Annotated in this window: 18 protein-coding genes; 11 read left to right on the top strand and 7 right to left on the bottom strand. The window is 40.9% G+C overall.

From position 1 onward, the window contains the following. The first annotated feature begins 1 nt into the window (after position 1). The 5 genes from F3G76_RS08705 to F3G76_RS08685 are packed head-to-tail and all read left to right on the top strand — an operon-like array spanning position 2 to position 3,407. Positions 2-187, top strand: a complete 186-nt coding sequence (locus tag F3G76_RS08705) for a hypothetical protein (protein ID WP_021084005.1) — start codon at positions 2-4, stop codon at positions 185-187. Further along, positions 177-1,286: an ABC transporter permease gene (locus tag F3G76_RS08700; protein WP_149706465.1), complete on the top strand. Its 1,110-nt coding sequence runs from the start codon at positions 177-179 to the stop codon at positions 1,284-1,286. The genes F3G76_RS08705 and F3G76_RS08700 overlap by 11 nt, the downstream gene beginning before the upstream one ends. Continuing rightward, complete coding sequence (locus F3G76_RS08695) at positions 1,283-1,951, top strand: ABC transporter ATP-binding protein (RefSeq protein WP_149706464.1); 669 nt, start codon at positions 1,283-1,285, stop codon at positions 1,949-1,951. Before F3G76_RS08700 ends, F3G76_RS08695 begins: the two co-directional genes overlap by 4 nt. Then, a complete protein-coding gene (locus tag F3G76_RS08690) occupies positions 1,948-2,901 on the top strand; it encodes a hypothetical protein (RefSeq protein ID WP_149706463.1) in 954 nt (317 codons plus the stop codon). Before F3G76_RS08695 ends, F3G76_RS08690 begins: the two co-directional genes overlap by 4 nt. Further along, entirely contained in the window at positions 2,898-3,407 is a 510-nt protein-coding gene (locus F3G76_RS08685) for a hypothetical protein (protein ID WP_021086990.1), read from the top strand. The genes F3G76_RS08690 and F3G76_RS08685 overlap by 4 nt, the downstream gene beginning before the upstream one ends. 49 nt (positions 3,408-3,456) lie before the next feature. On the opposite strand, the gene F3G76_RS10540 is transcribed toward F3G76_RS08685, so the two are convergent. From F3G76_RS10540 to rsmA, 5 genes are all read right to left on the bottom strand, one after another. Continuing rightward, a complete protein-coding gene (locus tag F3G76_RS10540) occupies positions 3,457-4,728 on the bottom strand; it encodes a tetratricopeptide repeat protein (protein ID WP_188116282.1) in 1,272 nt (423 codons plus the stop codon). Positions 4,729-4,801: 73 nt separating this feature from the next. Further along, a complete protein-coding gene (locus F3G76_RS08675; RefSeq protein WP_009295179.1) occupies positions 4,802-5,575 on the bottom strand; it encodes a pseudouridine synthase in 774 nt (257 codons plus the stop codon). 1 nt (position 5,576) lies between these two features. Beyond that, the gene (locus tag F3G76_RS08670) at positions 5,577-6,530 is read right to left on the bottom strand and encodes a KpsF/GutQ family sugar-phosphate isomerase (protein WP_149706462.1); all 954 of its coding nucleotides are present in this window, start codon (positions 6,528-6,530) and stop codon (positions 5,577-5,579) included. A 9-nt stretch (positions 6,531-6,539) separates the two neighbouring features. Next, on the bottom strand, positions 6,540-8,678 hold the full coding sequence (locus tag F3G76_RS08665; RefSeq protein ID WP_188116281.1) for a ribonuclease J: 2,139 nt from the start codon (positions 8,676-8,678) through the stop codon (positions 6,540-6,542). After that, positions 8,644-9,486: a 16S rRNA (adenine(1518)-N(6)/adenine(1519)-N(6))-dimethyltransferase RsmA gene (gene rsmA, locus F3G76_RS08660; protein WP_149706611.1), complete on the bottom strand. Its 843-nt coding sequence runs from the start codon at positions 9,484-9,486 to the stop codon at positions 8,644-8,646. The genes F3G76_RS08665 and rsmA overlap by 35 nt, the downstream gene beginning before the upstream one ends. Positions 9,487-9,592: 106 nt before the next feature. Here rsmA and F3G76_RS08655 point away from each other — a divergent pair, with 106 nt between their 5' ends. From F3G76_RS08655 to rlmN, 4 genes are read left to right on the top strand one after another with little or no spacing between them, the layout of a single operon-like run. After that, positions 9,593-12,871, top strand: coding sequence for a DEAD/DEAH box helicase (locus F3G76_RS08655; protein WP_149706461.1), 3,279 nt, complete (start codon positions 9,593-9,595; stop codon positions 12,869-12,871). A gap of 2 nt (positions 12,872-12,873) precedes the next feature. After that, positions 12,874-13,629 carry an imidazole glycerol phosphate synthase subunit HisF gene (gene hisF, locus F3G76_RS08650; RefSeq protein WP_149706460.1) on the top strand — a complete coding sequence of 252 codons (756 nt, stop codon included), beginning with the start codon at positions 12,874-12,876 and terminating at the stop codon, positions 13,627-13,629. Beyond that, complete coding sequence (locus F3G76_RS08645) at positions 13,629-14,309, top strand: purine-nucleoside phosphorylase (protein WP_109146695.1); 681 nt, start codon at positions 13,629-13,631, stop codon at positions 14,307-14,309. Before hisF ends, F3G76_RS08645 begins: the two co-directional genes overlap by 1 nt. Beyond that, positions 14,306-15,451, top strand: coding sequence for a dual-specificity RNA methyltransferase RlmN (gene rlmN / locus F3G76_RS08640; protein WP_109146694.1), 1,146 nt, complete (start codon positions 14,306-14,308; stop codon positions 15,449-15,451). The genes F3G76_RS08645 and rlmN overlap by 4 nt, the downstream gene beginning before the upstream one ends. 296 nt (positions 15,452-15,747) lie before the next feature. On the opposite strand, the gene F3G76_RS08635 is transcribed toward rlmN, so the two are convergent. Then, positions 15,748-16,671: a pseudouridine synthase family protein gene (locus F3G76_RS08635; RefSeq protein ID WP_149706459.1), complete on the bottom strand. Its 924-nt coding sequence runs from the start codon at positions 16,669-16,671 to the stop codon at positions 15,748-15,750. Between the two features lie 187 nt (positions 16,672-16,858). Between F3G76_RS08635 and purB the strand changes: the two genes are divergently transcribed. Continuing rightward, positions 16,859-18,190 (top strand): adenylosuccinate lyase, encoded by a 1,332-nt coding sequence (gene purB / locus F3G76_RS08630; RefSeq protein WP_149706458.1) that lies wholly within the window; start codon positions 16,859-16,861, stop codon positions 18,188-18,190. A gap of 362 nt (positions 18,191-18,552) precedes the next feature. After that, positions 18,553-20,928, top strand: a complete 2,376-nt coding sequence (locus tag F3G76_RS08625) for a ribonucleoside-diphosphate reductase subunit alpha (RefSeq protein WP_009295196.1) — start codon at positions 18,553-18,555, stop codon at positions 20,926-20,928. Positions 20,929-20,989: 61 nt separating this feature from the next. Here F3G76_RS08625 and F3G76_RS08620 read toward each other — a convergent pair whose 3' ends face one another. Then, positions 20,990-21,433, bottom strand: a complete 444-nt coding sequence (locus F3G76_RS08620; RefSeq protein ID WP_103616658.1) for a hypothetical protein — start codon at positions 21,431-21,433, stop codon at positions 20,990-20,992. Positions 21,434-21,486 lie beyond the last annotated feature (53 nt).

The following is a 21,486-nucleotide window of genomic DNA, read 5'->3' as shown; positions in this document are numbered from 1 at the left end:
AGTGAAATTTCTAGCATTTTTGGCGTTATTTTTTGGGCTCTCTTACACGCTTTTAGCGGCGCACTACCTTAGCTTTGACCACAAAGCAAAGCAAGATGAGCTAAGAGAAATTTCAAAGATAACAAGGGCAAATTTAGCTTCTAGCTTTAGCCTAAAAGAGCAAAAGGGCTTTGTCTATGATAAGTAGAAATTTCATAAACTACGCCGTGATCTTGCTTTTTAAAGACAAAAAGGATCATCTCTTTAGCTTTTGCCTCTTTGCGCTCATTATCTTTGTGCTAAGCTCGGTGCTTTTCATCTCTGGCTCGATCCAGCATGATCTCATAAGATTAGTAAAAGATAGATCAAGTATCGTAGTTAGTGCCTTTCGTGCTGGTAAAAACGACCTCATGCACCCTGGCTACATCTATGACATCTCAAAGATCGATGGCGTGGCTGACGTTAGAGGCGTGGTTGATGGGGAGTACTACTTCGTGCAAAAGCGCGTTTGGTTTCATCTATATGAGGATGATAGCCTAAAAGAGGACGAGATGATCGTGGGCGAGGGCGTAAAAGCTGCTATTAACGAGCTTTACTACGACGAGAGCTTTAACTTCTTAACAGAAGAGCGCATGATACCAGTGAAAATAGTAAAAACCATGCCAAAACAAAGCGGACTTATCACAAATAACGCCATATTTTTGCATCCAAAAACGCTAAGAGCTATCTTAAATTTAAAAGATGAAGAATACACAAAGCTCTATGTCGATGTGCCAAATAGCGAAGAGATCAGCCAAGTGGCTTTAAAGATAGAAAATTTATATCCAAATTCATTTGCCGTTAGCATAGAAGACGAGGTGGCAAACATCAGGCATCTTTACTACTATAAGGGTGGAATTTTTATGAGCATTTATGTTAGCGTTATGCTAATATTTTTTGTGCTACTAAAAAACCAAATTTCGCTGGCTTACGGCAGTAAAAAGCGTGAGATAGCCATTTTGCGAAGCATCGGCTTTAGTATAAAAGAGATCATATTTTTAAAATTTATACAAAATTTCATCGTTAGCGTTAGCGCCTTTTTGCTTGGCGTTATGTTAGCTTATCTCTTTGTATTTGTTTTTAATGCTCCTTTTTTAAAGGGGATATTTTTAGGCGATGAGCTTTTAAATTTTACAAATTTCACGCCTATTTTGGAGTTTGATAAGCTTTTTTTGATCTTTGTCTTTGGCGTCATACCATTTTTGGCATTTGTCCTTATCCCGTCGTGGCGTGTAGCGTGTGGCGACATAAATGAGGGGCTAAAATGATAAATATAAGAGGAGTTAGCCTAGTTTATAACCAAGGCAAGCAAAACGAGTTTTGCGCTCTAAAAAATATAAATTTAGACGTTAATAACGGCGAGTTAGTGATACTAAAAGGCGTTAGCGGAAGTGGTAAAAGCACCCTGCTCTCGCTCATAGCCCTACTTCAAAAGCCAACTAGCGGAGAAATTTTGATAGACGGCACTAACATAGCAAAGCTGCCTGACGCATTTTGCTCTGAGTTTAGACACAAAAGACTTGGACTTGTCTTTCAAAATTTTAACCTCATCGAGGGCTTAAGCGTCTATGAAAATTTGTTAGCTCCGTTTGCTCTAACAAATTTCAAAGCAAACGTGCGTGAAGAGATGATAAAAAAGGCTCTTGAGCTTGCAAACATCACACACAAAAGAGATGAAAACGTATCAAATTTAAGCGGTGGCGAGCGTCAAAGATGTGCGGTGGCTAGGGCTTTGTCAATGGACGCTGATATCATTTTGGCTGATGAGCCAACGGCAAATTTAGATAGGCAAAATGCACGTGCATTTTTAGGATTGCTAGAGTCATTTAAGGCGCTTAAAAAAAGCGTCATCGTCGCCACTCACGATAGCATTTTTGACGAGCTAAGCGCCACAGATAGAGTTGTTAGCTTGCAAAACGGAGAGATAGTATGAGCGTATTTTTATCAAACGCCGTTATCGCCTTTTTGTTAGCGGAGTTTGTGCTGTTAGTTTTGATGAGTATTTCGCTATTTTATGTCGTGAGGATCGTTAGATCGTGGGACTATAACGCGCTAACATCGCTTCAATACTCACTTGAAAAGCAAAACTACCTTGTAAATACGATCTTGCTCTTTAGTGTCTGCACAAAGATCGTTTTGTTTATATTTTTCGCACTTTGTCTAAACGAGCTCTCTGACATCGTGCCAGGGGCTATGTGCTCAGCTGGCGTGATCGGCTCAAATAAATTTGGCGGCATCTTGATGCTCACTAAAATTTTGCTCATCTTTGGGCTTGGTATCTGGCTGGTTATAAACAAACTTGACTTGCAGGCTCTAAATTTCCCATATCTAAAGAAAAAATATGCCATTTTCATCTGCCTTTTTGTGATGATACTAATAGAGCTTGGCATAGAAATTTCGTTTTTTTATAACATCCCACTAAAAGTGCCAGTCTTTTGCTGCTCGGTCACTTTTCAAGCTCCAAAGCTGCCATTTGGCTATACAAATTTTGGCTTAATAAGCGCCTTTTTCGTGCTATTTTTTGTCATTTTGGCACTAAATTTCTTAAAGCAAAGTATGGCAAGCTTTGTGGCAAATTTGCTATTTTTGGTGCTTAGCTACTACGCTATCACCTATTTTTTTGGGCTTTACGTTTATGAGCAGCCAAATCACAAATGCCCATACTGCATGCTAAGAAGCGACTATTTTTACGTTGGCTACCTCATCTGGGGCACTCTGTTTTTGGGCATTTTTTATGGTCTTATGCCATACCTTGTGGAGATCATCACAAAGACAAACTACTCGCACAAGCTTAAATTTTCATCGATCTGGCTAAGTGTTTGCGTGCTGATATGCTCGCTTTACGTGCTCAAATACTATTTGTTAAGAGGATTTTTATTTTGATAAAGCAAATTTTTTCTCTTTGTTTGCTAGCTCTAGTTTTAGCCGTGCTCGCCTATAATGCCGACATAAGCGATGATAAAATTTTAGTCCTAAATAACGGTAAATTTGAGCCCATAGAGCAGCTAACGCCAAATAAATTTATATGTTATGAGAGCAGGACGCTCATCGCTGATAACAACGACACAGCTCAGGCGATCATGCCAAATGGCGACATCTACTTTTTTAACGACATCACAAATTCTTTCATCTGGTATATGGCGCAAAAGAGCAAAGATAAGATCAAGTTATATGTCTATTCAAGAGATACAAACCGCTACATCCTAGCGCAAGATGCATGGTACTCAAGGGTCGATATCACGCCGATGGGATACGGCATAGGGGCGTATGAGTTTCACACTTACGGCATAAACGACAACTACTTTAAAGAGGTCTTGCTCTACGCAGCACGCGGCGAAACGCTGCTAAATCCATATATAAACATCCTACTTTCAGAAAATAAGATATAAATTTATGAAGCTCTAAATTTGCTAGAACCCTGTTGGATTATTTTTAGTATTAAAGGCCTTTTTCGTTTAACTTTTTATAAACGTCACACCCTGGTTGAAGCCCTAATTCGCAAGCTTTATAAAAATATTCTTTTGCTATGTGGTAGTCTTGTTTTGCGCCTTTGCCTTTTAGATAAAAAGCTCCTAAATTAAAACAACCGCGATTGTATCCATTATTGCAAGCTTTTTCATATAATTCTAGGGACTTACTGTAGTCTTGCTCTACACCTTGACCGTTTTCATATAAAATTCCTAAATTAGAACAGCTATCACTAACTCCATCGTCACAAGCTTGTTTGTATAGATCAGCCGCTCTATAATAGTCTTGTTTCACACCTTGGCCATTATTGTATGAAATTCCTAAGTTGTAACAACTCATACTGTATCTGTCATTGCAAGCTTTTTGCCATAATTGAGCTGCCTTATAATAGTCTTGCTCTACACCCAGACCATTTACATATAAAACTCCCAAATTGTGGTAGGCTTGGGCGATATTGCCATCGCAAGCTTTTTCGTATAGTTTGATAGCTTTGGTATAGTCCTGCTCTACCCCTTGTCCTCTTTCATAAAAATTACCTAGATTATAGCAGCCATTAGCATATCCGCCATCACAAGCTTGTTTATATAGATTGGCCGCTTTATAGTAGTCCTGCTTTAGATATTTGCCTTCTTCGTATAAATTTCCTAAATTAAAACAACCTATAGCATTTTTACCGTCACAAGATTTATTGTATAGCTCTATGGCTTTGTTATAGTTTTGTTCTACACCTTGGTTTTTTATATATAAAACACCTAGATTAGAACAGCTTAGTGCATGTCCATTATTGCAAGCTTCTTCGTATAATCTAGCCGCCTTATTGTAGTCTTGCTCTACACCTTGACCATCCTCATATAAAAGCCCTAAATTATAACAACCAATACTATATTTGGCATCACAAACTTTTTGCCACAATTGAGCAGTTTTATAGTAGTCTTGTGTAGTGCCTTGACCGTTATAGTATAAAAATCCTAAGTTATAACAAGCTTGAATAATTTCACCATTACAAGCCTTTTCATATAATTTAGCTGCTTTATTGTAGTCTTGTTTTACACCCTGGCCATTTATATACAAAAGTCCTAAATTATAGCAATTGCCATTATTTCCATCATTGCAAGTTTTAGTAAATATCTCGACTGCTTTGTTGTAGTCACCTTTGCTGTAAGCCTCAAGTCCAAGTTCTACTAGATCCTTGGAGAATCCAATAGTTAGTAAGATTGTGTATAAAAAAACAGCCTTTTTCATTATTTTCTCCATTTTACAAATTCGTAGTTATTGTGGTCTGGCCTGTCTCTTTGTTATAGAAACAAGCCTAATGTTAGTATCTAACGTTATTAACTTTTAAAAAGTCTCTTAGGTCTTCGTATTCGCTATTTTCGAAGTAGCGCCATTTGCCAGGCTTTAGCATATCAAGGCTAACACGCCCAAAACTAACACGTTTTAGATCCATCACTTCAAGATCAAAGTAGCCAAAGAAGCGACGAAGCTCCCTATTTTGACCCTCATTGATGATGACCTTTAGTTTTGTGTAACCACCGCTTGAGCCAAAGACTTTATAAGCTAGAAATGGCTTAAATTCCATTGATTTTATAGTTGTTTTTGCGTGAGCGCCCTTGGTGGCGTCCTTGGCGAAAAAGCCATTTGTCATCGCCTCTATCACCTCTTTTGTTACCTCGCCTTTTACCTTTAGGTAGTATTCGCGCTCTAAGTCGCTATTCATTAGCGCTGTGGCGATCGCTGGGGCGTCAGTTAGTAAAAGTAGCCCCTCGCTTGCATAGTCTAAGCGCCCTACGCTAACAAATTTGGCAAATTTCTTATCTAACGTGTCATATATCGTCTTTCGTCCGCGGTCATCTTTCTTGCTAACGAGCTCACCCTTTTGTTTGTGATAAACGATAACGGTAAATTCTTTTTTTAGCTTTATCAAACGACCATTTATACGCACTTTGTCATCTTCATCCACGCTTGTGGCAAGGTCGCTAACCACACGTCCTGCTATGCTAACCTTGCCAGCTTTTATCAGCTCATCTGCCTCACGGCGTGAGTAGTTTGTGTTATGTGAGATAAATTTATTTAGTCTTGTTTTTTCCATTTTATAGTCCTAAATTTGCAAGGTCGTGGATATGTAAAACGCCCACGGGTACGCCATTTTCTACAACGGCTAGAAGCTGAATTTTATACTTTTCTATGAGGGCTAACGCATCTACGGCTAACATCTCTTTGTTATCTATCTCTTTTGGATGCAGTGTTGCAAATTTCATCGCTGGCTCTTCTAGGTCAAAGTCCTCTCTCATAAGCGCACGCCTAAGATCGCCGTCACTTAAAAGGGCGTCTAACACGCCATCTTTATCGACTATTAAAACCGTGCCAAGCTTGCCATGCGTCATCGTATCGATCGCACTTTTTAGGGTTGCATTCCAGCGGACTATTGGTAAATTTTCGCTTCTCATCACATCTTTGACCTTTAAAAATAACCTCTTGCCAAGGCTGCCACCTGGGTGAAAATTTGCAAAGTCTTCTTTCTTAAAGCCTCTCTTTTGCATCAAACAAACAGCTAACGCATCGCCAAGAGCTAACGTTAGTGTGGTTGATGCCGTTGGAGCGGCATTTAGTGGGCACGCCTCTTTTTCTACATTTATATCTATAAAAGCGTCGCTAAATTTACCAAGCGAGCTTGTTTTGCTCCTTGCCATGGCGACGATTTTTACGCCAAAGCGCTTTACGTGAGGCAAAATTTTGACAAGCTCATCGCTCTCGCCACTAAAGCTAATGGCTAACAAGACATCGTCCTTTTCTATCATGCCAAGGTCGCCGTGCATAGCCTCTGTCGGGTGTAAGAAAAAGCTTGGCGTGCCGGTGCTTGCAAGCGTGGCAGCGATCTTTGCGCCCACGTGACCGCTCTTACCCACGCCTGTTACTATAACTTTGCCCTTTGCGTTATATATCAAATTTACAGCATCTTCTATCTCTACGCTTTTAGCGTGTCTTAAAAGCTCGTTTGCCTCTATCTCTAAGACTTCAGCGGCGATTTGGTTGGCTTTTTGCATAAATTTTCCTTACATTAGATAGATGATCGGCACGATAGTTGGGTACTTTTTGACCTTTCTAAATATGTGCTTTCTGATCACTTGGCGCACTTGTGACTCGAGTAGTCTGCTATCTTTTAAAAGCTCCTCTTTGACGTTACTTAGATACTGCTCTAGCACGCCCTCCATCTCTTTTCTAAACTCGGCGTCTTGCTTGTCGCCCACAAGGCCGTAGCTGATGACGCGAGGCTTGTTGATGAGTTTTGCGCCGTGACGTGAAATTTGAGCGATTATCATGACGACGCCTGCTTCAGCGAGGTTTTGTCTGTCGATGACGACGTCGTCTGCGATTTGTTTATTTATTTGATTGTCTATGAAGACTTTGCCAGTTTTTACCGTTTTTACACGTTTTAGGTACTTTTGACAAACCTCCATCTGATCGCCGTCGCTCATTAGATAGATATTTCTCTCATCCACACCACAGCTGATGGCCGTCTCTTTGTGCTTTGCGATGTGGTTGTACTCGCCATGCACTGGCAAGAAAAATTTTGGTTTTATGAGGCGAAGCATCAGCTTTTGCTCTTCTTGCGCTGCGTGACCGCTGACGTGGATCTCACTAAAGTCTTGATAAGCGACATTTGCGCCTGATTTTAGTAAGAAATTTAGCACCGTTGAGACGCTGTTTTCATTGCCTGGGATCGCTTTTGAGCTGATTATGATCTGATCGGTCGGCTTTATCTTTATATATTTGTGCTCGTCTGTCGCCATGCGGTAAAGTGCGCTCATAGTCTCGCCCTGAGAGCCAGTAGTGACGATAAGCACCTCGTCATCTTTAAATTTACCAACCTCGTTTGCATCGATAAAAATTTTCTTATCAAGTTTGATGTAGCCAAGCTCCATAGCAGTGTATAAATTTCTCTCCATTGATCTGCCGATGACACAGACTTTGCGGTTGTATTTTAGACCCCACTCGATCGCTTGATAGACGCGGTGGATGTTTGAGCTAAATGTGCTCATTATGACGCGGCCTTTTGCCTTTGAAAATATCGCGTCAAAGGTCTTGCCAACGCTGCTTTCGCTCTTCGTAAAGCCCTCTTTGTAGCTGTTTGTGCTGTCGCTTAATAGACAAAGCACGCCACGCTCGCCATAATACGCTAGTCTGCCAAGGTCAGTTGGGTAGCCATCTATCGGTGTGTGGTCTATCTTAAAGTCGCCTGTGTGGATGATTGTGCCAGCTTTTGTCGTGATCGCAAGTGCTGAAGCGTCGATGATAGAGTGGGTTATATGTATCCACTCGACCTCAAAGTCACCTATGAGATATGGTTTTCTTTTTTCGACCGATCTAAAGAGTGAGCGCTCTTGCTTTAGTCCGTGCTCTTCAAATTTATTATTTATCATGCCAAGTGGAAGCGGTGTGGCGTAGATAGGAAATTTAAACTCTTTGTAAAAGTAAGGCACCGCACCGATGTGATCTTCATGCGCGTGAGTGATGATGACGCCTTTTATCTTATCTTTTATCTTGCGAACGTAGTCAAAGTCTGGGATGAGGATATCCACGCCGTGCATGCTCTCGCTTGGAAAGCTCATGCCGATATCAACGATTATAGCGCTAGTTTCAGTTTCAAAGACCGTCATATTGCCGCCGATCTCGCCAAGACCGCCAAGTGGAGTTATGCGAATTTTATGCTCGCTTGAATTTAGATATTTTAGTGGCTCAAGTCTTAGCTCGTGAGTGGCTTTGTTTGCCTCCATCGCGCTTGCGATGTCTTGCTGCCACTGCTCGTTGCCATTTAGCTTTGCGGGTAAATTTTTCTTTGGTTTTTTAGCTTTTTTGGGTTTTTCTTTTTGCTCTTTTGTCTCGTTTTTAACTTCAGTTTTTTGCTCTTGTTTTGGTTTTTCTTTTTGCTCTTTTGGCTTATTATTTTCGCCATTTTTGTTTTGATTTTTATTATTTCTTTGCTTTTTTGGGCGAGGATTTTGACTCTTTGGCTCGGCATGCGCTTCAGCCTGCTCTGCTGCAAAGAAGTTATCTATCACACTTTTGCTTGCTAGTGATGTTTGCTCGGTAGTTTCGCCCTCTTGTTTTGGCTTATTTTTTGGTCTAAATCTTCGTCTTTTGTTGTTTTTACTTTGGTTAGTTACAACTTTCTCTTCGTTTTTGTCGTTCATTATCTTCCTTTAATCTTTCAAATACTTTTAGATAAGAATCGACATCTAGCTCATGTGGACGTAAATTTTGAGCTAAGCTTAGGTCTTCAAAAATTTCTTCTAACGCCTTTTTGTCAAAATTTGTGGATAAATTTTTCAAAAGCGTCTTTCTTGGCGAAGCAAACGCAGCTCTTAAAAATGCTTTAAAAGCCTCGTATTGTTTTGCATCTTTGAATATCCCGTCTTTGCCAAAAATCTTTTTTGTTTTTTGTAGTTTGATGACTGAAGATGTGACCTTTGGAGGTGGATTAAAAAGCTTTGCATCCACGTCAAACAAAAGCTCACACCTGCCTTGCAGTGATGCGAGGATCGATAAAGCGCTAAATTCTTTATCCTTGCTCTTTGCACTAAATTTAAGAGCAACCTCTTTTTGTATCATCACAATAAGCCCAAGGCATTTTTCGTCATCTATCGCATTTAGTATCATCTTCGTAGCAACGTAATAGGGCAAATTTGCGACCAAAAAGTAGTTCTGGCTACTTAGTCCGCCCTTTTCTTGCCACTGCTCTAAAGCATCTTTACAAAAAAGTTTTAATTGTCCATTTTGGATCTCATTTGCAAATTTGACCTTTAAAATTTGAAACAGCTCACAATCTATCTCAAAAGAGGTCGTCTTATAAATTTGCAAAAGTCTAAATGTCAAATCACCTAAGCCAGGCCCAATCTCAACGACGTTTGCTACGTCCTTGGGTATCGCTTGGATGATCTTATCTAGTGTCGCTTTGTCTTGTAAAAAATTCTGTCCAAAGTGCTTTTTTGCCTTTATCATAGCCGCGATATTAGCCAAAAATTACTTATACAATGATTACAAGTTTAGTTTAATCATATATAAAATGGACTATAATCACTAAATAACAACAAAATAAGGCGCAAATTTGAGTAGGGCAAATACCTTAAAATACTTTTTATTATCACAATATTTAGAGCCAAAAACCTTAGACGAACCAAAAAAGACAAATAGCAAATTTAAAAAATCAATGGACCTTGAGATCGCAAATTTCGATGAGAAATTTCTACAAATTTTAAGAGCATTTGACAGGTCGCTTTTAAAAAATGGTGTAGAAATTTCAATTTATGGCGGCATTTTTGAGACTGACTTGCTCGCCCTTGCGATATCAAAGCTAGCAAAGGTGAAATTTGAAAAAGAGCAAATTTTAGAGGAGCTACGCTCTGAGCAAACGAGCTTTGAAAAGGCATTTTGTTATAAGCTTAAGCTCTCTGGCGATCTAGTCTTTTGCAAGAATGAGCAAAATTTTGCTTTAAAAGATGCAAATTTAGATGATGAACTAAGCCCATTTTTTACGCCAAACTCCTCAAATGAGCTCTTTATCCCAACAGCTCCTTGGGCGATGGTGCGCCTAAATCACCTAAAAGAGATCAGTCAAAACGACTTTAACAAAGAGTGCGAGCACATCAAGGATAAAATTTCTATCCATAAAGAGAAAATGAGGCTTAGTGACTATGTAAAAGCGGTCCATGAGGAGCTAAAAAGCTCGCTAAAGACGCCATTTTGCAAAGACGTGATCAGGCTTGAAGTAAGGATCGCTGACCCAAATTTTAAAGAAAATGACGCCCTTTTAAATAGCTTTTTTATAGATGATATAAATTTGCTTATCAAATTTTACGAGTCAGGCAGGACGCACGAGCTGACGGATCAGTTTTTAGACGAGGGCAGTGAGAATAAATTTGAGAGGCTTGATGTTAGAGATGAGCTAAATCAAAGGGCAGTGAGGGACTTTTTTAAAGCTGAGCGCTACCCAAGATCGGCTTTTGCGAGTGATTTTGCCCTAAATTTCTCACAGCAAATGGCGCTAAATAACATCATAGAGAAATTTAAAGAAGGTAACGGCGGGATTTATAGCGTAAATGGCGCTCCAGGCACTGGGAAAACGACACTTTTAAAGGATGTGATGGCTGAAGTGGTGACACTTAGGGCGATGAAGCTCGCGCAAATGAGCAGGCACGATATCTTTGAACCAGTTTATGACAGCGACGAAAAGGCGCTTTATTTTAGACTAAATGACGAGCTGCAAGGCTACGAGATGGTCGTTAGCTCTTGTAATAACGGCGCAGTTGAAATTTTGAGCAAAGAGCTAAGTCAGCTAAAGAGCATAGGGGATTATAAGGGCGAGATTGATTATTTTAAATTTATAGCCACAAGACTGCTCTCGGCTGACGAAAAGAGCAAATTTGGCGAGAAGTCCTTTATCTCAAAGCCAGCTTGGGGGCTTTTTTGCGTGGCGCTTGGCTCAAAGCAAAACAAGTCAAATTTCGTTTTTAATGCAATTAACGGCGTAAAGATCGAGGCTACTCATAGCCAGTATGACAAGATCACAAAAGAGTATGGCGAATTTTTGGAGCAAGATGGCTTTTTGATGGGGCTTGGCAAATATCTGGCAGTTGGTGAAGGGGTCGATGATTTTGACGTGGCGAAGGAGAAATTTAACCTCGCGCTTCACGAGGTAAATTTACTTTTTAGTGAGATCAGGATCAAAGAAGAGGAGCTAAAGAGCCTTAAAACAGAGCTAGCTGACGTCGATAGAAGGCTAGAGAGCTATAACTCAGCCAAGCAGATAGATGAGCTTTTATCTCCGCTTGAGAGCGAGTTTGCTAGCGTTAGTGGCGAGCTTGAGGATAAAAAGGCTGAATTTAGCGAGCTAACAAGAGTTGTTAGTCAAAATGAAGCTTTGCAGGAGTATCTAAGCACACCAGAAAAGCCGCCATTTTTTCTATTTCAGCAGATTTTTAAGACAGAGGCCTTTGAAAAGTATAACGACGAGGCGTTAAAGGTTGGTGAGATAAACCGCCAGATAGCCGAGCAAAATTTAAAAGCTAGCAAGCAAAATGGCGAGAGTAAAGAGAAAAATGAGGCAAGGCTAAATGAGCTAAAAGACGAGATAGTAGGGCTTGAGAGCAGGGCAGCAGAGCTAAATACTAAGATAAATCTCTACAAAAGGCTACAAAGCGACTTTGCTAGACGCCAAAGGATACTTGGCAGGAGCGAGGAGCTAGATAGCTATCTAAATGGCAGCTTTAGCGAGAGCAACGAAGAGATGCAAAAGAGTATGCCATTTATGATGGAATTTGGCATAGATCAGAAATTTCACAAGACAAAGCTTTTTAAGGCTAGGATAGAGCTTTTTAAAGAGGCGCTAAATTTGCACAAAGCTGCCATTTTTGCCTGCAAAGAGGCTGTTAGGACAAATTTACGTGCCATTAGCGTTATCTTTAACGATGAAAAGATGGCTGAGAAAAACGGTTTAGAGGCAAAGCATAGACGTGAGATCATTAAGGGGCTCTTCTTGCTAACGCCAGTTGTTAGCTCGACTTTTGCTTCGTTTAATAACACCTTTAAAGAGCTTTTAAATGGCGATATAGGCATGCTTTTGATAGATGAAGCAGGGCAGGCAAATTTAACTAACGCGTTAGGTGCCTTGCTTCGCTCAAAGATGGCCGTGGTGGTTGGCGACCCACTTCAGCTTGAACCAGTCGTAACGCTACCTGTTAGTTTAAATAACGCGATCCTTAGCTACTGCGAGGCAAAAGAGGAGTTTAACTTGCTTAAATCCTCTGTGCAACTAAGAGCCGACAAGGCTCAAAATATCGGCACATATATAAAAGGTAGCGGCGAGAGTATCTGGGTCGGCTCACCACTGATCGTGCATAGAAGGTGTGCTAACCCTATGTTTGAGATATCAAACGAGACTACCTACGATGATATGATGATACTTGGCAGAAGTGCAGCTAGTAAATTTGCAAACACTAACGTGCAAACAAAGTGGATAGATGTTAGAAGCGAGGAGTGGATAGGCAACTACAACAAAGCCGAGGGCGAGGTGGTTAAAGAGCTCTTGGCAGGCGAGCTAGCTAGCCAAAATTATAACATCAGGATAATAACGCCATTTAAAGATGTTTGTAGAAATTTAAAAGGTGCAGGCACTATCCATACTATGCAAGGTAAAGAGGCCGATGTTATCGTGTTTGTGTTAGGTGGAGCTACAAAGGGCGCTAGAGCATGGGCTGCTAGCAAGCCAAACCTGCTAAACGTGGCGCTAACAAGAGCAAAAGAGGTTATTTATATAGTTGGAAACCGAGAAAATTGGGCTAGTTTGCCATATTTTGAGGTGGCAGCTAGAAAGATAGACAAAGGATAAATTTGAATCATTTTGCAAAACGCATAATCCCATGCCTCGACGTAAAAGATGGCAGGGTCGTAAAAGGTGTAAATTTTGTTGGACTTGTCGATGCTGGTGACCCAGTCGAGATAGCTAAAAGATACAACGATGAGGGCGCTGATGAGCTTTGCTTTTTGGATATAACAGCCTCTCACCTTGGCCGTGATACGATAGTTGATGTAGTAAAAAAGGTCGCAAGCAAGCTTTTTATACCCCTAACCGTTGGCGGAGGCATACGCACGATCGATGATATCTCTCGCCTTTTAAATGCGGGCTGTGACAAGGTGAGCCTAAACTCATCGGCGATAAAAGATCCAAATTTGATCGACGAAGCGGCTAAGAAATTTGGCTCGCAATGTGTCGTTGTGGCTATCGATGCCAAAAAGATCGAAAATGGTTATAGTGTTTTTATAAATGGCGGCAGGATCGATACCAAAAAAGATGCCTTTGCTTGGGCAAAAGAGGTTGAGTCGCGAGGAGCAGGGGAGATATTGCTAACGTCTATGGATAACGACGGTGTCAAGCAGGGCTTTAGTCTGGAGCTGACAAAGATATTTAGCGTGCTTTCTATACCGACTATCGCAAGTGGCGGAGCAGGGAAAATGGAGCATTTTAAGGATGCTTTTGAAGCCGGAGCCGATGCGTGTCTTGCTGCTTCGATATTTCACTTCGGCGAGATCGAGATAAAAAAGCTAAAAGAGTATCTCAAGGCAAATGGCGTTGAGGTTAGGCTTTGATGTTAGTTATCTCAGCTGGAAAAAATGAAATTTTTGACTTTGCCTTGCCGATGGGGGTGGGGCTAGTCGATATGGCGATAAATTTGACAAAGTTTTTGCAAAAAAGATCGTGCGTGGGAGCAGATGAAAAGAGCATAAATTTAAAAAATATTGACCCGCACTACCTCGCAAAGATCGAGGCTAAATTTGCAAACTCATCAAACCCAGAGCTGCAAAATCTAAGCCAAAATTTGACAAAAAATCCTGAGCGAAATTTATATCAAATGCCAGAAAAGATAGTTTTTGTTGGCTCTGCAGGTCTATATAAAGATGGTGAAATTTTGCAAATTTATGAAAGCTCGGTTGGGGCAAATGTTGAAATTTCTAGCATAGAAAATAGATCTTATTCGCCCATTGAGTGTGAAATTTCTTCTATCGTTTCACGTGGAACTATCAAAACAAATTCATCAAATTTCATAACGACAGACAAAAATTTGGCTCATAAGATGTTTGAAAATGGATATTTTTTAGAAAATATGGAGTTTTTTTCTGTTCTAAAAGTGGCTCAAATTTTTAAAATTCCAGCTTACGGAATTTTTATAGCGACAAATTTTTGTGATGAAAATGCGCATGCTGATTTTATAAAAAATCACTCTGCGGCCAAAGAGCTACTAACAAAATATGTAAAGGAAAATATGTGAAAAATTTGCTTGATCTTAGCATCGAAGAGTTAAAAGAGTTGGTCTCTCCCTCTTTTAGAGCGACGCAAATTTATGAGTGGGTATATAAAAAAAATGCTACTGAATTTAGCCAAATGCTAAATTTGCCAAAGGATATGCGTCAGGATCTGACTGAGAAATTTTATTTTGATCCTTTAAAATGTGTGAAATTTGAGCAAAGTAGTGATGGCTCGATCAAGTATCTTTTTGAGCTAAAAGATGGTCTAAAGATAGAGAGCGTTTTGCTACCGATGAAAGAGGAGATTAGCGACGAAGATGGTAAGATTAGTCGTCATGCTCGTTACACTGTTTGTGTTAGTTCGCAGGTTGGCTGCAAAATGGGCTGTGCTTTTTGCCTAACAGCAAAGGGTGGGCTTGTTAGAAATTTGACTGCTGGCGAGATCGTAGGGCAAATTTTATGGATAAAAAGGGAAAATAACATACCATACGAGAGACGCATAAATGTCGTTTATATGGGTATGGGCGAGCCGCTTGATAACCTTGCTAACGTTAGTAAAGCGATCAAAATTTTAGCTCTAAATGAGGGTCTAGCCATATCGCCACGCCGCCAAACCGTTTCAACTAGCGGCCTTGGTAGTCAGATAAAAAAGCTTGGCGAAATGGACCTTGGTGTCTTGCTGGCTATATCGCTACATGCTGTTACTAACGAGCTTAGAAGCCGCCTGATGCCGATAAATAAGGCGTATAATATCGAGGCCGTTATGGATGCTGTTAGGGGATTTCCTATCGATATGCGAAAGCGTGTGATGTTTGAATATCTTGTTATCAAGGACTTAAACGACAGCGTTAGTGATGCGAAAAAGCTGGTTAAACTGCTGCATGGTATCAAGGCAAAGGTAAATTTGATCTATTTTAACCCGCATGAAGGTAGTGAATTTGGACGACCTGAGTTTGCTAGCATGCTAAAATTTCAAGAATATCTAAGGGATCATGGCGTCACTTGCACGATCAGACAGAGCAAAGGCCTTGATATAAGTGCAGCTTGCGGACAGCTAAAACAGCGAAATGAAAATCCAAAATTCAGAGCTAACGTTAGCGATAAGAGTGCAGCTAAAGCAGAAGAAAAACCGACTAACGATAAAACTAACGTGAGTAAAAAATGACAGCTCTTGATATCGCTGAGATAATTTTTATAGTGTTGGTTGCTGGTGTTGGACTTGGGCTGATCATAAAAGTTTTGAAAGAGGAAAATAAAACTTCAAAATAAAATCTGAAAAATTTGGCATGAAATTTTGTGGATGAAAAACAAAAACACAAAGTTGATTGCCAAAATTTAATTCACAATGTGGCGACACTAAAAATCTAATTCTATCTTTTAACAGAAATTCTATTTCAAATTTAAAAGCAAAATTACGAAAAATTTTTGTAGATTATTTTTACTAGAAAGACTTTTTAAAATTTAAATATTTTGATTATTTGCTTCTTTTGCAAATTTATAAAACTCACTTTTGGCGTCAAATTTGCTTTTTATGGTGTAAAAAATTTCATTAAATTTAAATGAAATTTCATCCGAGTGAAGCAAGAGTCTTTTCGCTCCAGTTAAATTTATCCGTTCACGCTCGCCCATCTCTTTGTCTAAAATTTTCTCGATCTGCGGACGAGACAAACCATAAAGTGGTTCGCCAAGGATCTTGTGTTTCACATGAAACAAATGCAACCGAATTTGATGCTGCCTGCCAGTGAGTGGGATAGCGCGAATTAAAGTAGTATCGATATCATCAAAATACTTTATAGGCAAAATTTTAGTCACAGCACTTTTGCCGTTCTCACAAATTTGCATTCGCATTTTCACATCGTCGTAGTTGTTTGCTAGATCCATCTTAGCGTCGATCGTAAATTCTCGCTCGATCTTGCCTTGCACCATCGCAACGTAGCTTTTAGAAACCTCTCTGTTTTCAAAGATTTTCTTTAGCTTTATCGTAGAATTTCTATCTTTGCCAACAACTATCACGCCACTTGTTTCGCAGTCCAGCCTATGTGCTACGCTCGCATCTCGCCCAAAAAGTGTGTAAATTTCATCGTTTAGCGAGTAGTCGCAGTGCCTGCCATTTGGGTGGCTCAGCACCCCACTTGGCTTGTCAAATACCGCAAAGCTCTCGCACTCAAAGATCGGCTTTAGCCCCTTTGGTTTGGCCTCATAGTCGATCAAAAAGACATCGCCGCACAAAATGGCATTTTTCTCACTCACGATACTGCCGCCACAGATCAGCCTGCCTTTATCGATGAGGCGCTGGGTTTGGCTCATGCTAAAGCCATTTTGCAGTAAAATTTCGTAAGCTTTTTGATGATCTGCAGTGGCGATAAATTTATTTACGTATGGCAAAAATGATCCTTTGAAAAAACGAGTGAGCTATCTTAAGCCCAAATTTATAAGCGTATAACCGACATTTCAGCCCGGATTTTATATAATCAAAACTTAAATTTAGAGAAATTGCACGACGTGATTTCTGGCTCAAAAAGCCAAATTTATACTTTCAGGACAAAAGCAAACTAACACAAAAGGTTCAACAATGGTCGAAAGATACTCACGCAAAGAGATGGCTGAAAAGTGGAGCATACAGGCAAAATACGACGCTTGGCTCAAGGTAGAAAAAGCTGCTGTTAAAGCTTGGAATAAGCTTGGCTTTATAAGCGACGGCGACTGCGAGAAAATTTGTAAAAATGCTAAATTTGAGGTAGCTCGTATCGACGAGATAGAAAAGACGACAAAGCACGATGTTATCGCGTTTTTGACAAGCGTCAGCGAGAGCCTTGGCGAGGAGAGCAGGTTCGTGCACTACGGCATGACCTCAAGCGACTGTATCGACACAGCCGTCGCACTTCAGATGAAAGAGAGCCTAGAGCTCATCATCAGCGACGTTGAGGAGTTTATGCAGGCAGTCAAAAACAGAGCAAACGAGCACAAGCACACGCTTATGGTCGGCAGAAGTCACGGCATCCACGGCGAGCCGATAACCTTTGGCCTTGTGCTTGCCATCTGGTACGACGAGATCGCAAGGGCGCTAAAGCTCATCAAAGACGCAAAAGATACGATCAGCTACGGCAAGCTTTCAGGTGCTATGGGAAATTTAGCCCACGCTCCGATGGAATTTGAAGAGCTGACATGCGAGGAGCTAGGTCTTAAAGCTGCCCCGGCGTCAAACCAGGTGATCCAGCGTGACCGCTACGCCCACGTGGTAAGCGCTATCGCAGTGCTTGCTTCTACTTGTGAGAAGATCGCAGTTGCTATTAGACACTACCAAAGGACCGAGGTTTATGAGGCGGAAGAGTATTTTAGCCCAGGACAAAAGGGTTCAAGCGCCATGCCACACAAGCGCAACCCAGTCCTTAGCGAAAACATCACCGGTCTTTGCAGGGTGCTACGCTCATACGTCACGCCAGCGCTTGAAAACGTCGCCCTTTGGCACGAGCGCGATATCAGCCACAGCTCGGTTGAGAGATTTATCCTGCCAGATATGTTTATCACGGCTGATTTTATGCTAGTTCGCATCAAAAATTTGATAGCAAATTTAGTCGTATATCCAGAAAATATGATGAAAAATTTAAATTTAACAGGCGGCCTAGTCTTTTCACAGCGTGTGCTTTTACAATTGCCACAACGTGGGATTTCTAGAGAGGACGCCTACAAGATCGTTCAGCGCAATGCCATGAAGGTCTGGGCGGACTTACAAGAGGGCAAAAAAGCGATCGACGAGCAAGGCCATAGCCTATTTTTACAAAATTTACTAAACGACGAGGACCTAACTAAGAGCCTTAGCAAAGACGAGATCAAAGAGTGTTTTGACTACAACTACTACACTAAAAACGTAGATAAAATTTTCGCCAGAGTTTTTGGCAAATAAATTTAAACGCAAGGGGTAAATTTAGCCCCTTGCAAATACCCTAACACAAAATCCACCTTAAATTTAGCTCGCAAAATTTATCAGCCAAGGGCAGCACTTTTCAAGTAGCTTTTACAAGCGCCAGTAAAATTTATCGGTAATGTTGGCGCATTTAATCTTTGGTAGCCAAAGCTAACCCAAAAGCTCGCCACGTTTAACGTTTTTTATCACCCTCGCGCTAGAAAAATAAGAGTTTTTGGCAAGCCTTTCTCTTTCTCATTTTGGTGGTAAATTTTATATTTATTGAGTAGTTTTTGGCAAAGAGAGTTTTTATCTCTTTTTGGATAAAATCTCAAATTAAAATTTAACACGGAGAGATATTTTTGAAAGTTATAAAACGTAATGGCAGAACAGAAGAGCTTGATATCAGCAAGATCAAAAAATACACAAACGAAGCGGTCCTAGGGCTTAGCAACGTAAGTCTTAGCGAGCTTGAGGTAGATGCAAAAATCCAGTTTAGAGATATGATAACGACTGAGGAAATTCAGCAAACTCTTATAAAAACAGCAGTTGATAAGATCGACATCGACCGCCCAAACTGGACATTTGTCGCTGCGAGGCTATTTTTGTTCGACCTTTATCACAAAGTGACTGGCTTTAACGGCTACAACCACCTAAAAGACTACCTTGCAAAGGGCGAAAAGGTAGGCCGCATCATCCCTGGGCTAAAAGAGAAGTACGACCTTGAGGATCTAAACGCTTACATCAAGCCTGAGCGCGACTTGCAGTTTGCATACCTTGGTATCAAGACGCTTTATGATCGCTATCTTATCAAAGATAAGAGCGGTATGCCCATCGAGCTGCCACAGCACATGTTTATGGCGATCGCGATGTTTCTTGCGCAAAACGAGCTAGATAGCCAAGGCTGGGCTAAGAAATTTTACGACCTCATCTCTAAATTTGAAGTAATGCTAGCCACGCCAACGCTCTCAAACGCAAGGACTACACGCCACCAGCTAAGTAGCTGTTACGTAGGCAGTACGCCTGATAATATCGAAGGCATTTTTGATAGCTACAAAGAGATGGCGCTACTTTCAAAATTTGGCGGTGGTATCGGCTGGGACTGGAGCAAGGTGCGTGCGATGGGTGGCAGTATCGACGGACACAAAAACGCAGCTGGCGGTATCATACCATTTTTAAAAGTGACAAACGACATCGCAGTAGCGGTCGATCAGCTAGGCACTAGAAAGGGCGCGATCGCTGTTTATATCGAGCCTTGGCATATGGACGTGAGCGATTTTCTCGATCTTCGTAAAAACTCAGGCGAAGAGAGACGTCGCGCACACGAGCTTTTCCCTGCGCTTTGGATAAACGACCTATTTATGAAGCGTGTCAAAGAAAATGGCCGCTGGAGCCTCTTTGACCCAGCTCAAGTAAGCGACCTTTGCGACCTTTATGGCGAGGAGTTTGAGAAGAGATATTTGGAGTATGAAAACGATGAAAATATCCAGAAAAACACCATTCTCGCAAAAGAGCTTTGGAAGAAAATTTTAACTAGCTATTTTGAAACGGGCATGCCATTTTTGTGCTTCAAAGACAATGCCAACAAAGCAAATCCAAACGACCACGAGGGCATCATCAGAAGCTCAAATTTATGCACCGAAATTTTCCAAAACACAGCGCCAAACTACTATAAGATCAAGATCACTTATGAAGACGGCGGCGAGGAGCTATTTGACGAAGAAGAAGACGTCACGGTCGATAGCGGCATAACTAAAAAAGCCAAAAAGCTTAGCGCGCTTGATAGCCTAAAAGGCAAGCAAATTTTCATCGTAGAAAAAGAGAGTATCGAGGGTAAAACGGCAGTTTGCAACCTTGCAAGTATAAATTTAAGCAAGATAAACAGCAAAGAGGACATCGAGCGTGTCGTGCCGATAGCTATTAGGATGCTTGATAACGTTATAGATCTAAATTTCTATCCGCACAAAAAGGTAAAACACACAAACCTAGCCTCTCGCTCGATCGGCCTTGGCGTCATGGGCGAAGCGCAAATGCTAGCTGAGAAGAACGTAAAATGGGGCAGCTATGAGCATTTGGCGCTCATTGATAGCATAATGGAAAACATAAGCTACAACGCCATCTACGCTAGCTCAAATTTAGCCGTAGAAAAGGGCATCTATCCAAAATTTGAAGGCTCAAAATGGAGCAAAGGCATCATGCCGATAGACACCGCAAACGAGAACGCAAAAGCGCTTTTAAACGACAAAGGCGGGCTATTTGACGAAAATGTCTGCGACTGGGACAAGCTAAGAGAAAAAGTCAAGCGCGACGGCATGAGAAACGGCTACCTAATGGCGATCGCTCCAACTAGCTCGATCTCGATCCTTGTTGGCACCACTCAGACCATCGAGCCAGTCTATAAACGCAAGTGGTTTGAGCACAACCTAAGCGGTATGATCCCAAATGTCGTGCCAAATTTAAGCCCTGATACTTGGCAGTTTTACACGCCAGCTTACGAGCTTGATCAAAGAATTCTTATAAAAGCAGGCGCGATCCGCCAAAAATGGATCGATCAAGGTCAAAGCTTAAATATTTTCATGAGCTTAGATAAAGCAAGTGGCGGATATCTAAGTGAAATTTACACGCTTGCATGGGAGCTTGGACTAAAATCAACCTACTATCTACGCTCTGAAAGCCCTGACAGCGAAAAGCTAAACGACGTAGCAGACCGTTCGATCGAGTGTGAGGGTTGTCAGTAGTTAAATTTAAGAGAGAAATTTCTCTCTTAAATTTTTTAAATTGTCTATTAAATTTATAAATTTACGGAAGTGTCACAAAACTTAATTTTATACCAAGCTCATCTGCTAGCTTGCTTAGCTTCTCGCTCTTTTCTATTCCTGCTGATATACAAAACTGCATACCATTTACGTTACGCTCTTTTAGTCTCGTAAAGACATTTGACATGAGTGACTCCGTTTTCATCCCACTTTCGCCGTAGATGACAAAGGCATCCACACCTTCTTGTATTTTATCCGTTAGATTGTTGTAAAAACCTCCGTCGTTGTTTGAAACACTAGTTGTTGCGCTAGCTATTGCGTCAGCAAGAAAGCCACGACTTGGTACTAGCATAATGACTGTGCTATCTGATTTTAGGGCGCATTTTGCAAAGCTTTTCATCATGCCATCTTCGGGTGATTTTACACCGTTGGATGATGCACAGCCAGCTAAAAGTAGACCTAGGACGAGCGTTGTGATTTTTTTCATTGAAACTCCTTTTTTTGAAAATCGACTAATATTAACATAAATTAAATAAAGAT

The sequence above is a fragment of the Campylobacter concisus genome, from assembly GCF_902460575.1.
Taxonomy (GTDB): domain Bacteria; phylum Campylobacterota; class Campylobacteria; order Campylobacterales; family Campylobacteraceae; genus Campylobacter_A; species Campylobacter_A concisus_AW.
Note: the sequence above shows the minus strand (reverse complement) of the source record. Positions and strands in the feature narration are given on the sequence as shown.